This is a genomic window from Tunturiibacter lichenicola, from assembly GCF_051013355.1.
GTDB lineage: Bacteria > Acidobacteriota > Terriglobia > Terriglobales > Acidobacteriaceae > Edaphobacter > Edaphobacter lichenicola_F.
In genome coordinates, this window is the sequence record NZ_CP132944.1 from 4,406,183 (window position 1) to 4,420,274 (window position 14,092).

A 14,092-nucleotide genomic window follows, 5' to 3' on the forward strand; every position below is an offset into this window, starting at 1 on the left:
GGGCTTCAGAGGTTGGTTCGACGCGATGGGGTTGGGGAAGTTAAGGAAGGCGGTTCGCGCGTATAGCGAATAACCCACCCTTCGTGATGCGACTACGAAGGATGGGCCACCCGGCGAATGCCAACATCTCAAAATCGAGATATGGGGCAGTTTTATTGCGGGGGCGGATTGGGTGGTGGTTGCTGCTGTTGTTTGTCTTTGCCTCCGCCGAAGATCTTCTGGAGGAAGTTTTTCTTCTTTGGTTGGCCGGGTTGCTGTGTGTTGTCGGGAGCGTTGCCGTTGGGTGGGGTGTTTGGGGCGACGCGGACGATCGGTGCGGGTGTGGTTGGCGTTGCGTCGGGTGTAGATTTGCTGCCGCCGATGCCGAGGATCTTCTGGATGAAGTTCTGCGGACTTTCGCTCATCTGGCTGCAGGTGTTGACGGGCGCGGTGCCATCGAGGAACGCAGCATACATCACCTTGTCGGGGCAGGTGGAGTCGGCAAGAAGGCTTGAGGTTCTGTCGATGCGGGCAGTGGTGATGCCTTCGGGTGGGATGAAGGATTTGACGTCGGAATATTGAGGGAGCTGGATGGCGCGCTTCATGAACTCGGCCCAGAGGGGAGCGGCCGCGTCGGCGCCTTGCAGAGGACGCGATAGTCCAGTCGAGATATCGGTGTAGTCGTCGTTGCCGACCCATACGACGCAGATCAGGTTGGAGGTGTAACCGGCGAACCAGACGTCGTGGCTGGTTCCGGTCTTGCCTGCGGCTGGCGCGAGGAAGCCGTGTGCGCGGGCAGAGGCACCGGTGCCGCGGGTCATGACGCTTTCGAGTAGCGACTGGGTGAGATAGGCGACGCGCGGATCGAGGACCTGCTTGGCTTCGGGAGAGTAATCGGAGACGATGTCGCCGTTCGCGTTTCGTACAGAGGCCAGCATCCACGGGGTGAGGTGGACTCCGCTGTTGGCGAAGACGGTGTAGGCTCCCGCCATGTCGATCGGTGTGGCGCTGTAGGTGCCGATGGCGACGGAAGGGGTTCCGCGGGCGCTGGTGATTCCGGCGGAGCGGGCTAGTGCAGCTACGTTGCCGAATCCGACCATCTGGGCGAGCGAGATGGTGGCGATGTTGAGCGAGTGATCGATGGCGTCGGTGGCGGATACCATGCCTGGATATTCGCCCTTCTCGAAGTTACCTGGGGTGTACTCCTTGCCGTCGTACATGAAGGTCGTGGTGTCGTCGTTGAGTGGGGTGAGGGCGGTGAAGACTCCGCCGCCACCTGCTTCGCCGCCGTCGCCGAGTGAGAGGCCGTTGAGAGAGGTGTTGTAGGCCGCTGCGTAGACGAATGGTTTGAAGATGGAGCCGGTGGGGCGCTCGGCGACTGCGTGGTTGAGCTGCGAGACGCCGTAGTTGCGACCGCCAACGAGAGCGAGGATCTGGCCGGTGTGAGGGTTGATGGCGACGAGCGCGACCTGGGGATAGGTGATGGGGCCGGGAGTCTCTCCCTTGGGGGTCTTGTGGAGCTTGCGGACTAGCTCGTCGATGTTCTTCATGCCGATCTCGACGGCTTCGGAGGCGGCGCGCTGGAGTTCGGGGTCGAGCGAGGTGTAGATGCGGAGGTTCTGGTGGGCGATGTCCTGGTCACCGATGCGTCTTACGAGCTGGTCGTGAACGAGGTCAACGAAGTAGGGGGCTTCGCTGGAGTCGATGTTGGGCGGGGCGAGGCGGAGGGGTTCGGCTTTGGTGCGCTCAGCTTCGGAGGCAGTGATGGCGCCGGTTTCGACCATGGAGTCGAGGACTACGTTGCGGCGCGTCAGGGCGCGCTCTGGGTGGCGGTAAGGATTGAGACGAGTGGGCGACTGGATGGTGCCGGCGAGGAGTGCACACTCGGCGAGGTCGAGCTGCTGGAGGTTTTTGCCGAAGAAGGTCTGGGCGGCCTCGCCGAAGCCGTTGATGGCGTAGCTGCCGCGTTGGCCGAGGTTGATCTCGTTGGCGTACATCTCGAAGATCTGCTTTTTGTTGAAGCGATTTTCGAGCTGGAAGGTGATGAGGATCTCGATGAGCTTGCGCTTGATGCGCTTTTCCGGGGAGAGGAAGAGGTTTTTCGCGAGCTGCTGGGTGAGGGTGGAGCCGCCGCAGGTTCTGTGGTGGGTGATGAGGTCGGAGAAGGCGCATTTGGCGATGCGGAAGTAGTTGATGCCCCCGTGATTGAAGAAGTCGCGGTCTTCGATGGCTGTGACGGCCTGCACCATGCGCGGGGGGATCTCGTTGTAGGAGACGAGGCGGCGCTTGGTGCGGTTCTTGTCTTCGGAGAGGGCGGTTATGAGCTGAGGTTCGAGCTCGTAGGCGCTGAGGGTGACGCCGTTTTCGGCGGTGATGGTCTGCACGACGCCGTTGGAGGTGTTGATGGTAGCGCCGTCGGTGTTGTGGTAGCTCTCGGGGCCGGGTTTGATGAAGATGTTGTCGGCGTTGAGCTGGAAGGTGCCGAGTTGCGTGTTGGTGTTGTAGCCTGCCTGGCGGAGTTCGGCGGCTATGGCTGCGGCGGAGAGCTTCTGACCTGCGCGGACTTCTTTGGGTGCGGCGTAGATCTGCGAGACGCTGGCGAAGATCGGACCGGCGGCGAGGCGGTCATCGACGACCTTCTGGTAGTGATAGTAAAAGTAAGTGAAGGTGGATACGCCCACGATCACGAGCACGGCCAGCGCGATGAGCGCTATCCGCAACAGGCGTGGGCCGAAGCCGGACGGTTTGATGAGGGAGCGGACGCCGTTTCCGTATTTGAGTTTGACTGGCAATATGCTCTTTCGTTGGACGGTTAGAGGCCGGCTGCGGAGAGCGGGTTGCGCAGGGTCGTGGTTATCCGCTCGGATACCTTTGCGACTACATCGCCGAGGGCGACATCCTCTGTGACGCTCTGTAGGCGATCGAGAAATTCTACCTTGCCCTCTGCGACTCCGCGACCAATATTGATTCGATAGGGGATACCGACCAGGTCCGCATCTTTGAACTTGACGCCGGCGCGCTCGTCGCGGTCGTCGAGGAGGACATCTACGCCTGCTGCTTCGAGGTCGGCGGCGATCTTTTCTCCAGCGGCGAGCAGGGCCTCGTCGCCGATGTTCGTGATGGTGACGATGGCCTGGAAGGGAGCGATAGCAGGGGGAAGAGCATAGCTGGTGCCCTGGTTCGCTGAGGCAGATGTCTCGATGGCTGCGGTCAGAATGCGCTCAATGCCGATGCCGTAGCAACCCATGATGGGGGTGACCTCTTTGCCGTCGCGGTTGAGGACGGAGGATCCCATGGACTTCGTGTACTTGTTGCCGAGTTTGAAGATGTGGCCGATCTCGACGGCCTTGCCGAGGCGCAGAGGCTGGCCGCCGATGGGGTCGAGTTCGCCTTCGACGATGTTGCGGACGTCGGCGATAACGGTGGGCTTGAAGTCACGGGCGGGAGTCACGTTGCGGAGGTGGTACTCCTCCTTGTTGGCTCCGGCGATGAGGTTGCTGCGGCCCTCGAGAGCTTTGTCGAGGATGACGAGGGTGCCCGGCTTTTTGGGGTGTGGCGCGGCTTCGATGCCGATTGGGCCGAGGTATCCGGCAGGGGCCTTGAAGGTTGCTTCGAGCTCTTCGGGGGTCATGGGGCGTAGCTCTCCGCCGGCGATGAGAAGGAGCTTGGCTTCGTTGAGCGAGTGGTCGCCGCGCAGGAAGACGACGACTGGGCGAAGCTTGCCGAGTTTGGCGTGGTCGGCTTGGGGCAGCTCAGCCATATAGGCCATGGTCTTGATCTGGTGGACGGGAGCGACACCGAGGAAGGTGCCGACCTCGTCGATGGTGCGCTGGCCGGGAGTGTGGACGAGTTCGGGCGAACCGTCGCCGGTGGGCGCGAGAGCTTCGACTGCCGCGAGTTGCGAGGTTGCTTTTTCGAGGTTGGCAGCGTAGCCCGAGGTGGAGCTGGCGATGAGGTCTTCGCCGGCTTCGGTATAGACCATGAACTCCTGCGAACCGGAGCCGCCCATGGCGCCGGAGTCGGCCTCGACGGCGACGAACTCGAGACCGCATCGCTTGAAGATGCGAACGTAGGCGTTGTAGTGCTTGTTGTAGCTTGCGTCGAGGCTGGCATCGTCGATGTCGAAGGAGTAGGAGTCCTTCATGATGAACTGACGGACGCGGAGGAGGCCGGCTTTGGGGCGGGGCTCGTCGCGGAACTTGGTCTGGATCTGGTACCAGATCTGGGGGAGCTGCTTGTAGCTGCGAAGTTCACTGCGGGCGATGGAGGTCATGACCTCTTCGTGGGTCATGCCGAGGCAGAGGTCAGCACCTTTTCGATCCTTGAGGCGAAACATGTTTTCGCCCATGACGGTCCAGCGGCCGGACTCCTCCCATAGTTCGCGGGGATGGAGGGTGGGGAGCAGGAACTCCTGACCGATGCGGTCCATCTCTTCGCGCACGATGGCGACGATCTTGTTGATGGATCGGTTGCCGAGGGGTAGATAGCTGTAAATTCCGGCGCTCAGCTGACGGATGTAACCGGCGCGGAGGAGGAGCTTGTGGCTGGCGACTTCGGCGTCTGCGGGTGCTTCGCGGAGGGTGGGGACGAAGAGTTGTGACCAGCGATGCATAAGTAAAGAAGCACTTTCCGGCCCGCGGCCGGGTGCGCGCGGACATATAAGAATGAAATTTCATTCTAAACCGGATGACGTTACACACGAGAAAAGCGCTTGATGTTGACTGCGTGAAATCTTAGGATGTGTCGTGTTTGTATATGTTGGGTGGGTGACAGACCATGTTGAACCATAAGCGTATGGTTGGGCTAATCGCATGGATCCGACAAGCGCTTTGTGGGCGACACGCCTTTGCGGCTAGAGGATTATCTCGCACAAAGGACGCCCCAATTGATGAACAAAAGGAGTGGAGTCGGCGTAGGGCTGTCGGTGCGCCCGCGCAATCTCATTCTGAGGCAGTTGCCCGACGAAGAGTTCGCTGCCCTAGTGAAGTTTTTGACTCGTGTCGATCTTCCGCTTGGCATGCAGTTGTCTGAACCAAATGTCCCAATCGAATATGTGTACTTTCTGAACAGCGGACTGATCTCAACAGACGCTTTGACGGAGAAGGGCGAATCGGTCGAGGTTGGGGTGATCGGGCGCGAGGGATTCGCAGGCCTGCCAGCTTTGCTGGACCAGCCGCAGATGTCCCATTCGGTGATGATTCAAGGCGTTGGCGAAGGGCTGCGTATTCGAAGCTCCATCGTGCGTGACGAGTTCATAAAGGGTGGAGCATTTCAACGTATGGTGCATGCGTTTGCGTACCTGCAATTAGTCCAGATATCGCAATCTGTTCTGTGTAATCGGATGCATGAGGTGGATGCTAGGCTGGCGCGTTGGCTACTGACTTCGGCCGACCGGATGGAGTCGGAGTCGTTGAACCTGACACAGGAGTTTCTAGCGCAGATGTTAGGGGTGCAGCGGTCTACTGTCACTGTTGCGGCTGGCGATTTGCAGCGGCGTGGGATGATCGGTTACAGCCGCGGCAAAATTAATATCCTCGACCGCGCAGCGCTGACCAAATTAGCTTGCGAGTGCTACAGAATCGTCTCCTTGTCCTATGAACGGGTTTTGCAGACCGATTTCAAGCATCCCCCGAGTTACGTCGTTTAGACGACACAACTTCTTTCTTCATTGTGAACTGTCGGCTGGCGGTTCGACATTGTCAATAATTACTGAAGTATGGCGGCTCGATCCGCAGTTCCGAAGAGAACCGGCGCTGTTGTTGTCTCCTATATCGGAGACGATCTCCTGACTGCGGTTCAATCTGAAATGCCAGAGATGGTTGTGCTCTGTCACTCGCTGTCCACGGACTACGCGGAGGCGATGGCAGACACGGGCCGGCTATGCTGTCCGAAGACAAAGTTTCTGCTGGTGTTGTCGGAGTTGCGCGTTGATCGACCTTATAAAGATGCGATTCGACGCTATCAGTCTTGCGGAGTCTTCGAGGCTGATCGCGCGGGTTAGCGAGTTATTAGGGATACTGCCTCACCATGTTATGGAGGGCACAGCGTCAGAGAGACAGGGACCTGAGGCGGCTAGATTTGCAAGCGATGAAGAGGATGCTTGTGGTGAGTCCGGCATCCTACCATGTCGTTTGAGTTATTTTCTTCCACTACTTCAGTTGTTGAGTTGAAGGGTCCATAGATCGTGGAGATGGACGACACCTTCAATGCGCCGGTCGGGGGCTATGACGATGAGGGATGTGATTTTTTTTTCTTCCATGAGGGCAAGGGCCGAGGATGCGAAGGCGCTGCCTTCGATGGTGAGCGGATGTGTGTTCATGATGTCGCCGGCGGTGTGTTCGAGGGCGTGGGAGCCATCGCGTTCGAGGAGACGGCGGAGATCGCCGTCGGAGATCATGCCGACGAGATGGTTGTCTGCGATGACGGTCGTCATGCCGAGTTTCTTTCGCGACATCTCATAGATCACCTGGGGCATGGGAGTGGACGGCGCGACTTGCGGTATCGCGTCGGCGGTGTGCATGAGCTCGCGGACGCGTGCGAGGCGCTTGCCGATGCGGCCACCGGGGTGCAGGTCGGCGAAGTCTTCCGCCTTCCAGCCACGACGGCGGCTTACTTCGAGGGCGAGTGCGTCGCCGAGAGCGAGCATGACGGTTGTGGAGGCGGTGGGTGCGAGGTTGAGGGTGCAGGCTTCGGTGGAGACACTGGCGTCGAGGAAGATGCTGCTCGACTGGGCGAGGGTGGAGGTGCTGCAGCCGCTGATGGCGATCAAGGTGGCGTCGAGGCGCTTGAGGGTGGGGAGGAGGCGCAAGAGCTCTTCGGTCTCTCCGCTGTAGGAGAGTACGAGGACGATGTCGCCGGTTGAGAGCATGCCGAGGTCGCCGTGAATCGCTTCGGCCGCGTGAAGGAAGTGTGCTGGAGTTCCCGTGGAGCGGAGGGTGGCTGCGATCTTGCGCGCGATGATGCCGCTTTTGCCGATGCCTGTGACGATGATGCGGCGGTTGCCGGCGGCAGATTGGAGCAGGTGGTCGATGGCCTGAGTAAAGGGGGCGAGCATCGTTGTGTCGAGACGGGCGGCGAGTTCGTTGAGGGCAGTGGCCTCGATGCGGACGAACTCCGATGGACGTGACGGGATGTTGGAATTGCTGGACATAGAGGCCGAACCATGTCGATGCTAGCAGAGGTGTGGGTGGCTGTATCTTCTGGAGCGCTGCGTATGCGATGGCCGAATTGTGATGCAACTCGTGAAGAATGCGGTCGTTGCACCATTTGCCGGGTCTTTGCGTCTAAACTAAAAGCTAAAGTGTGGCAGGTGTGCGTGCCGGAAGGATTTGACGTGAAGCGGAGCGGATTGGTTCTCAGTGTGATGATAGTTGGAGTAGCGCTGCTGCTCTGGGCGGGGTGGCATAATCTCCGCGAGCGGAAGCTGGCTATGCGGGAGGCGCAGGAGAACCATGTGGTTCTTGTGCCGGAAAAGTCCGGCGCAGCAATGTCCGGGAGTGCTACGCAGCCGGATCCGCAGTCGCCGGAGGCCGAAGCGACGCAGATGCGTGGCAAGGTTGCTCCCGCTTTTACGCTAGTGACGCTCGATGGGAAGAAGGTATCGCTGAGCGACTTCAAGGGACGCCCTGTGCTGGTGAACTTCTGGGCAACGTGGTGTGGGCCGTGCAAGGTGGAGATGCCGTGGTTTGAGGAGTTTCAAAAGCAGTATGCTGCGCAGGGGCTTGAGATCCTTGGGCTCGCGGATGATGTTGATGCGGGCAAGGACGCGATTGCGAAGGTGGCGCAGAAGACGGGCGTGACGTATCCGATTCTGTTGACCGATGGGAAGGTGCAGAAGGCGTATGGCGGCCCTGATGGGATGGATTATCTGCCCATGTCGTTTTACGTCGATAAGAACGGCGTAGTCGTTGAAGAGACGGCGGGGCTTGGCAGCAAGGATGAGATTGAAGCGCACATCAAGAAGGTGATTGCGTCGGGAGCAACGTCAGCAGCAGGCGGGCAGTGATGCGGTTGAGCCTGGGAGTTGCGGGATTGGTTGCTTTCGCGACGGTTGGATTCGCCCAGCAGGTTGGGAGTCTGGATGCGCCGGCTGCGAAGCCGAAGTCGTATGTGGTTTATGCAGCGGAGCAGCAGAGCGTGTCGGCAGGGAAGCGGAGTGTGTTGGAGCTACACTTCCGCGTTGTGGATGGCTTTCATGTGAACTCGCATACTCCTAAGTCTGATTTGTTGATTCCGACGCGGGTTGAGTTGCAACCTGCGGTAGGCGTTAAGGCTGATGCAGTCGAGTATCCGGCTGGGACGTCGTATAGCTTCAGTTTTGATCCGACGGAGAAGCTCGATGTTTATTCGGGGGATTTCACGGTGAAGCTGCCTGTGGTGGCTGAAGTGGGTACACATACTGTGGATGGGACGTTGCGTTACCAGGCGTGTGATCATGCGGCGTGCTATCCGCCGAAGAGTCTGCCGGTACAGGTGATCTTCACGGCGAAGTAGTCGATGCGCGAGTTATCGGCGCAAATTTTGTTGGTAGCTTCGATACGTCCGCTGATTTTGTGATGAGTTGGTGGCATCATGGATAAAACAGGAGCGGGCGGACGGGAATGGAAGAATTTCGAAGGCTGACACGGCTGCCGGCGTATGTATTCAATATCACCAGTGAGTTGAAAGCTGCGGCGCGTAAGCGTGGTGAGGACATCATCGACTTCGGGATGGGGAATCCTGATGGTGCAACGCCGAAGCACATCGTCGACAAACTGATTGAGGCGGCGCAGCGGACGGCGACGCATCGATACTCGTTATCGCGTGGCGTGCCTCGTCTGCGTAAGGCGATCTGCAGCTGGTATAAGCGTCGCTACGATGTCGATCTCGACCCTGAGACGGAGGCGATTGTGACGATCGGCTCGAAGGAGGGGATCGCGCATCTTTGTCTGGCTGTGCTTGATGATGAAGATACGGTTGCTGTGCCGAACCCTAGTTATCCGATTCATATCTTCGGGCCGGTTATTGCTGGGTCGAAGGTGCAGAGTATTCCTGTGCAGGATGGGACTGCAGAGGCGTTGCTGGAGCGGTTGGAGCATGATCTGCCACGTATGCAGCCGCGGCCGAAGTTGCTGATCTTGAACTTTCCTTCGAATCCTACGGCGCAGTGTGTGGAGCTTCCTTTCTTTGAGCGGATTGTGGCGCTCTGCAAGGAGTTGGGGATCTACATCATTCACGATCTTGCTTACGCTGACATTGTGTTTGATGGGTATCGGGCGCCTAGTATTTTGGAGGTGCCGGGGGCGAAGGATATTGCGGTGGAGTTCTTTACGCTCTCGAAAAGTTACAACATGCCGGGATGGCGTGTGGGCTTCATGGTGGGAAATCGCAAGCTGGTTGCGGCTTTGGGGCGCATCAAGAGCTACTTCGACTATGGGACTTTTACGCCAATTCAGGTGGCTGCGATCTGTGCGCTGGATGGGCCGCAGGAGTGTGTTGCGGAGATTCGCGATATTTATAAGGATCGGCGCGATGTGCTGGTGCCGGGGCTGAATAAGCTTGGCTGGCCGGTGGATCTGCCGAAGGCGACGATGTTTGCCTGGGCGAAGATTCCGGAGCAGTATCGGGCGCTGGGGTCGGTGGAGTTTTCGAAGCGGCTGCTGCTGGAGGCGAAGGTTGCGGTCAGTCCTGGCGTGGGTTTTGGCGAGCATGGGGATGGGCATGTGCGGTTTTCTTTGATTGAAAATGAGGAGCGGACGCGGCAGGCTCTGCGGGGAATTAAGCAGATGTTTAAGGCTGGCTGAGAGAGATCATTTTGCAGAAAAAATTGCCCTGGTGCGAGCCAGGGCTTTTTGCTGTTTTGCTGGTGTTTTTGAGGGGTGTTTTGGGAAAACGTGGTGCAATGGGATGGTTTTTTGTGGTGAATATCGTGGTGGATTGTGGTCAAAACGTGGAGATTAGCGACTCGTTTTTGCGAGCGTAAAAATACGCCAACTTTTTAAGATTTATTTTTGGGTCGAGGGAGCTTCGCCTGGTGGGGTGGGGATCGGGGTGCCTTGATGGAAGGTGACCTGCCAGCGTCCGTCGATGTTTGTCCAAAGGGAGCTGCGCCAGGATTGGCCTATTGGTTCGCCGTTTGCGTTTCGGCGTGTGGCTTTGTAGGTTGCGAGGACGGCGTTGGGGGCGATCTCTCGTATGGAGAAGTCGCTGAGCAGGGAGGCTGGACGGGGCGGCTCGTTCTTGAGGTCTTCGAGGATGGAAGCTTTGTTGAAGACGCGGCCGGAGCTGCCGAATTCGATGAAGTCGTCTGCGAGGAGGGAGGCTGCCAGCTCGGAGTTGTGGCGAACTGCTGGGTCGAGAAGCTGTTCTTCGAGGGATCGGAGATGGTCTTCGATTCGCATGTGCTTTTGATATTAGCGAGGACAAGCGCAATCTCCCTCATGGTGCAGAGACTGCAAACGCAGTTTCCCTTCGGGAATGACAACAAAAAGCGAAAGCGGCTCTTCATCAACTACGGCACTGTCGTGAGTCAATTGACATATATTCTTATAATGGAATATATTTTTACTGCTGCCGCGACCGACATGTTTCATGCAGTTGCTGAGCCCTAGTGATTGGAGAGTGTCAGGGTTTGAACCGTTGGTATCATCACCGTGCCAATGCCCGGTGCACCTTCGGCTGCTGGACGTTTCGATTCCTCCGGGCCATGTCTTAAGCACCGATGAAGACCCATTTCGTTGAAAGGTAGATTGGAGCATGAAGAATCTTTTTGAAGCGGAGACAGTGGATGAGGTAAAGGAGAGGATGGCGCGGCTGAGGCCGGAGAGCGCGCGGCAGTGGGGCAAGATGAATGCGGCGCAGGCGGTAGAGCACTGCTCGAGGGGCATGGAGCTGGCGTTAGGGGATCGGCTTCCGCCACGGTTGTTGATTGGACGGATCCTCGGGCCAATGATCAAGCCGAAGGCGTTTGCGGATGGCGAGCCGATGCGTAGGAATTCGCCTACAGTGCAGGGTCTTACGGTTAGCGATGATCGGGAGCTTGGTGAGGAGCGAGCGCGGTTGTGCGGGCTGATTGATCGGTTTGTTGCGGCTGGGCCTGCGGGATGTACTTCGCATCCGCATAGCTTCTTTGGACGGCTTACGCCGGATGAGTGGTCGGCGTGGATGTATAAGCATCTGGATCATCATCTGCGGCAGTTTGGGGTCTAGCGAAGTTCTCCTGTAGGTGTAGTGACGCGGCGAAAAAATACAGGGATCCTTCCCCTTCGACTCGCTCAGGATCAGGATGACGACGAAACAGACACGAAAGAAGCCCCGGTTTGTCCGGGGCTTCTTTCTATTGTGCATCGACGGTGATTTATGCCGTCCTGTCTGTTGTTGCTTAGGCGAGGACTGGGGTGGGGGTGGTCTCAGAGGCAGCCTGAGAGGTTGCGGTGGTGGAGGCAATTGCGGGATCGGTGGTGCTGTCTTCGCCGGTTTCGACGTGGCCTGCGATTTGGCGCTGGAAGGTGGAGTCGGAGTTGACCTCTACTACGAAGTCATACCAGTTGTGCGACTTCTCCAGAGACCATGTCTTGGTGAGCGTTTCACCGGCCCTCAGGTTGTGGGTTGTTTTTTCTTTGGTGTAGACGTCGAGGATGCTCACTTGCGTGGTTGAGCCTCGGTTGACGATGTCGAGGGTGATGCCGCAACGATCCTCTCTGTAGCGGCTGGTTACGTGGAGATTGGCTGCTTCTTTACTGGCGGTGCTGCCTTTGAAGGAGCGCAGGAAGCCGTTGGGTCCGTGGACGGAGAGATCGTATTCGCCGCCGGGATTCGCGGAGAGTGTCCACGAGTCGGAGATGTCGTTGTGTGGCGCTACGGTGTAGGACCAAGGGCCCGTCTTCGTGTTGCCTGAGCGCACGTGATAGACCGCGGTGGCTTTGCCGGTGTTGCCGAAGTCGAGCTTGATGGTCTGGTTGTTGAGCTCGGCGTGGCCGTGAACGTGGAGCTCGTATGGCAGGGCGCGAGCGGGGCGCGTGCCGGGTTCCTGCGTGGGCAGGGCCTGGTCGGTGGGTGGTGTGGGGACATAGTCAGGGTGGCGCTGGTTGTCGGGTGGGAGATACGCGGCGGTGCTGGGTAGAGGCACTTTGGCGTCATTTGGATTTCTGAAGTTGAAGGCGGAGGTGAGGTCGCCTGTGACTGCGCGGCGCCACTTGGTGATGTTCTGCTCCTTGATGCCGGGGTATTGGCGGCCAAAGCGTTGCTCGACGAACTTGATGAGCGAGGTGTGATCGAAGACTTCGGAGTTGACGTAGCCGCCTTTGCTCCAGGGCGAGATGACGACCATGGGAACGCGGAGGCCGAGGCCGTAGGGGCCGGCGGGATACTCGGAGCTGCCGGGGAAGATCTCGTTGGTGATGTCGACGGTGGAGATGCCTTGTGCGCGGGTTTGCGGGGGAGTGGGTGGGACCATGTGGTCGAAGAAGCCGTCGTTCTCGTCGTACATGAGGATGAAGGCGGTCTTGCTCCAGACTGCGGGGTCGGCGGTGAGGATGTCGAGGATCTGCGAGACGTACCAGGCGCCGTAGTTGGCGGGCCAGTTGGGATGCTCGGTGTAGGCTTCGGGGGCGACGACCCAGGAGACCTGGGGGAGCTTGCCGGAGCTTACGTCCTGCTTGAAGATGTCGAAGAGTGTGCCGGTCTTGAGGATGTTGGTGCCGGTGCGCGCTTTTTCGGCGAGCGGAGAGCCCTGGGGCGCGTTCTGGTATTGGTGGAAGTAGAGGAGCGAGTTGTCGCCGTAGTTGCCGATGTAGGGGTTGTCGCCGGTCCATCCCCAGAAGTCGCTTGCGTCGAGGCCCTCGCCGATGTCCTGATAGATCTTCCAGGAGACGCCTGCTTTTTGAAGGAGCTCAGGGTAAGTGGACCAGTCGTAGCCGGCTTCGGCGTTGTCGATGACGGGGCCGCCGTTTTTGCCGTCGTTGCCGACCCAGCCGGTCCACATGTGGTAGCGGTTCGGGTCGGTTGGCCCGAGGAGGGAGCAGTGGTAGGCGTCGCATACGGTGAAGGCGTCTGCGAGGGCGTAGTGGTAGGGGATATCGCTGCGGTTGAGGTGCGCCATGGTGGTGGTGCCTTTCTGCGGCACCCACTGGTCGTTGTTGCCCTCGTTCCAGGCAGCGTGTGTGGTGGTCCAATCGTGGGCGAGGTCCTGGAGGAACTGGAGGCCGAGGTTGGGCGCTCCGGGATGGAAGGGCAGGACGTAGTTGTTGCCGCCGTTGGGCTGATGAAAGACGGAGTTGCCGGAGGGGAGGGTGACGGCGCGGGGATCGCCGAAGCCGCGGACGCCGCGGAGAGTGCCGAAGTAGTGATCGAAGGAGCGATTTTCCTGCATCATGAAGACGATGTGTTCGACGTCTTCGATGGAGCCGGTGCGGTTGTTAGCGGGGATGCTGAGCGCGCGTGCAATGCTGGCGGGGAAGGACGCGCCGAGAGCGCCGGTGCTTAAAAGCTGCAGGAAACTGCGTCGGTCTAGAGCCATGGGGAGAACCTCACTTTAGCTGGAATTTTCAAGCTGCGGGTGAGCGTATGCCTGTATTGTTTCGGGGGTGTGACGGCTGAGTGACAATCTGTAGAGGGGTGAATGGATGTCCTAGAGTTCGGGGGTAACAGCGGTGTTGTGGTATTCGGTGATCTGCCATTCACCCTTGTCCTTCACCAATACCTCTAGAAGCTTGAATCTGAGAATTCCATCGCTGCCGACTGGAAGACCGGGTGGCACTTTGGCGAAACCGGTCATTTCGCCGCTGATGTCGACGATGGCGACGTCGGGCCGCACAAAGCGCAGCTTCGCGATCGAAGTTTTAACCGAAGTGCCTTTGAAGATGGATTGGGCTATCTCGATGTGCCGCTTGACGAACTCGTCGCGTCCGTAGCGGACGGTGCCGAAGATGTTGGTGAAGCTGCCATCCTCTGCGAAGTGGTCGGATGGATTGCCGTGGACGATCTTTTCGATGGCGGCGGTATCTGAGACTGTACTGACTTGGGCGGAAGGTGTCTGCGCGTTGAGGGTGCCAGTCTTCCCGGTAAGAAGCCCCATCAGAGCGATCGAAATGGCTAGAGAGGCCTCTGCTGTTCTCACGAACTAATCCTCACTGCT

13 protein-coding genes are annotated in these 14,092 nt (G+C 58.8%); 7 read left to right on the top strand and 6 right to left on the bottom strand.

Translation table 11 applies throughout. From position 1 onward, the window contains the following. Positions 1–152: 152 nt before the first annotated feature. Both RBB82_RS18395 and RBB82_RS18400 read right to left on the bottom strand, forming a co-directional pair. Complete coding sequence (locus RBB82_RS18395; RefSeq protein WP_433972198.1) at positions 153–2,771, bottom strand: transglycosylase domain-containing protein; 2,619 nt, start codon at positions 2,769–2,771, stop codon at positions 153–155. A 20-nt stretch (positions 2,772–2,791) separates the two neighbouring features. Beyond that, positions 2,792–4,591, bottom strand: coding sequence for a proline--tRNA ligase (locus RBB82_RS18400; protein WP_433972199.1), 1,800 nt, complete (start codon positions 4,589–4,591; stop codon positions 2,792–2,794). Positions 4,592–4,867: 276 nt separating this feature from the next. Between RBB82_RS18400 and RBB82_RS18405 the strand changes: the two genes are divergently transcribed. Together RBB82_RS18405 and RBB82_RS18410 are read left to right on the top strand one after the other, a co-directional pair. Continuing rightward, entirely contained in the window at positions 4,868–5,626 is a 759-nt protein-coding gene (locus tag RBB82_RS18405; protein ID WP_433972200.1) for a Crp/Fnr family transcriptional regulator, read from the top strand. Between the two features lie 69 nt (positions 5,627–5,695). Further along, entirely contained in the window at positions 5,696–5,980 is a 285-nt protein-coding gene (locus RBB82_RS18410; protein WP_433972201.1) for a hypothetical protein, read from the top strand. Positions 5,981–6,133: 153 nt separating this feature from the next. Here the strand turns inward: RBB82_RS18410 and RBB82_RS18415 are convergent, their stop codons facing one another. Continuing rightward, positions 6,134–7,129, bottom strand: coding sequence for a KpsF/GutQ family sugar-phosphate isomerase (locus RBB82_RS18415; RefSeq protein WP_433972202.1), 996 nt, complete (start codon positions 7,127–7,129; stop codon positions 6,134–6,136). A 165-nt stretch (positions 7,130–7,294) separates the two neighbouring features. Between RBB82_RS18415 and RBB82_RS18420 the strand changes: the two genes are divergently transcribed. The 4 genes from RBB82_RS18420 (at position 7,295) to RBB82_RS18435 (ending at position 9,940) form a co-directional block, all read left to right on the top strand. After that, positions 7,295–7,984 carry a redoxin domain-containing protein gene (locus RBB82_RS18420; RefSeq protein WP_433972203.1) on the top strand — a complete coding sequence of 230 codons (690 nt, stop codon included), beginning with the start codon at positions 7,295–7,297 and terminating at the stop codon, positions 7,982–7,984. Continuing rightward, positions 7,984–8,472, top strand: coding sequence for a protein-disulfide reductase DsbD domain-containing protein (locus RBB82_RS18425; RefSeq protein WP_433972204.1), 489 nt, complete (start codon positions 7,984–7,986; stop codon positions 8,470–8,472). Before RBB82_RS18420 ends, RBB82_RS18425 begins: the two co-directional genes overlap by 1 nt. 107 nt (positions 8,473–8,579) lie before the next feature. Beyond that, a complete protein-coding gene (gene alaC, locus RBB82_RS18430; protein ID WP_433972205.1) occupies positions 8,580–9,761 on the top strand; it encodes an alanine transaminase in 1,182 nt (393 codons plus the stop codon). Between the two features lie 11 nt (positions 9,762–9,772). Then, on the top strand, positions 9,773–9,940 hold the full coding sequence (locus tag RBB82_RS18435; RefSeq protein WP_433972206.1) for a hypothetical protein: 168 nt from the start codon (positions 9,773–9,775) through the stop codon (positions 9,938–9,940). 22 nt (positions 9,941–9,962) lie between these two features. Here the strand turns inward: RBB82_RS18435 and RBB82_RS18440 are convergent, their stop codons facing one another. Continuing rightward, positions 9,963–10,358, bottom strand: a complete 396-nt coding sequence (locus tag RBB82_RS18440; RefSeq protein ID WP_433972207.1) for a DUF4440 domain-containing protein — start codon at positions 10,356–10,358, stop codon at positions 9,963–9,965. Between the two features lie 355 nt (positions 10,359–10,713). Between RBB82_RS18440 and RBB82_RS18445 the strand changes: the two genes are divergently transcribed. Further along, on the top strand, positions 10,714–11,166 hold the full coding sequence (locus tag RBB82_RS18445; RefSeq protein WP_433972208.1) for a DUF1569 domain-containing protein: 453 nt from the start codon (positions 10,714–10,716) through the stop codon (positions 11,164–11,166). Positions 11,167–11,338: 172 nt separating this feature from the next. Here RBB82_RS18445 and RBB82_RS18450 read toward each other — a convergent pair whose 3' ends face one another. Both RBB82_RS18450 and RBB82_RS18455 read right to left on the bottom strand, forming a co-directional pair. Next, complete coding sequence (locus tag RBB82_RS18450) at positions 11,339–13,474, bottom strand: phosphocholine-specific phospholipase C (protein WP_433972209.1); 2,136 nt, start codon at positions 13,472–13,474, stop codon at positions 11,339–11,341. A gap of 111 nt (positions 13,475–13,585) precedes the next feature. After that, positions 13,586–14,074: an SgcJ/EcaC family oxidoreductase gene (locus tag RBB82_RS18455; RefSeq protein ID WP_433972210.1), complete on the bottom strand. Its 489-nt coding sequence runs from the start codon at positions 14,072–14,074 to the stop codon at positions 13,586–13,588. Positions 14,075–14,092 lie beyond the last annotated feature (18 nt).

Excerpts from the sequence above, each read along its gene's own strand:
- RBB82_RS18400 (WP_433972199.1), bottom strand. The coding sequence starts at position 4,591 with ATGCATCGCTGGTCACAACTCTTCGTCCCCACCCTCCGCGAAGCACCC.
- RBB82_RS18405 (WP_433972200.1), top strand. The coding sequence starts at position 4,868 with ATGAACAAAAGGAGTGGAGTCGGCGTAGGGCTGTCGGTGCGCCCGCGC.
- RBB82_RS18410 (WP_433972201.1), top strand. The coding sequence starts at position 5,696 with ATGGCGGCTCGATCCGCAGTTCCGAAGAGAACCGGCGCTGTTGTTGTC.
- RBB82_RS18415 (WP_433972202.1), bottom strand. The coding sequence starts at position 7,129 with ATGTCCAGCAATTCCAACATCCCGTCACGTCCATCGGAGTTCGTCCGC.
- RBB82_RS18425 (WP_433972204.1), top strand. The coding sequence starts at position 7,984 with ATGCGGTTGAGCCTGGGAGTTGCGGGATTGGTTGCTTTCGCGACGGTT.
- alaC (WP_433972205.1), top strand. The coding sequence starts at position 8,580 with ATGGAAGAATTTCGAAGGCTGACACGGCTGCCGGCGTATGTATTCAAT.
- RBB82_RS18440 (WP_433972207.1), bottom strand. The coding sequence starts at position 10,358 with ATGCGAATCGAAGACCATCTCCGATCCCTCGAAGAACAGCTTCTCGAC.
- RBB82_RS18445 (WP_433972208.1), top strand. The coding sequence starts at position 10,714 with ATGAAGAATCTTTTTGAAGCGGAGACAGTGGATGAGGTAAAGGAGAGG.
- RBB82_RS18450 (WP_433972209.1), bottom strand. The coding sequence starts at position 13,474 with ATGGCTCTAGACCGACGCAGTTTCCTGCAGCTTTTAAGCACCGGCGCT.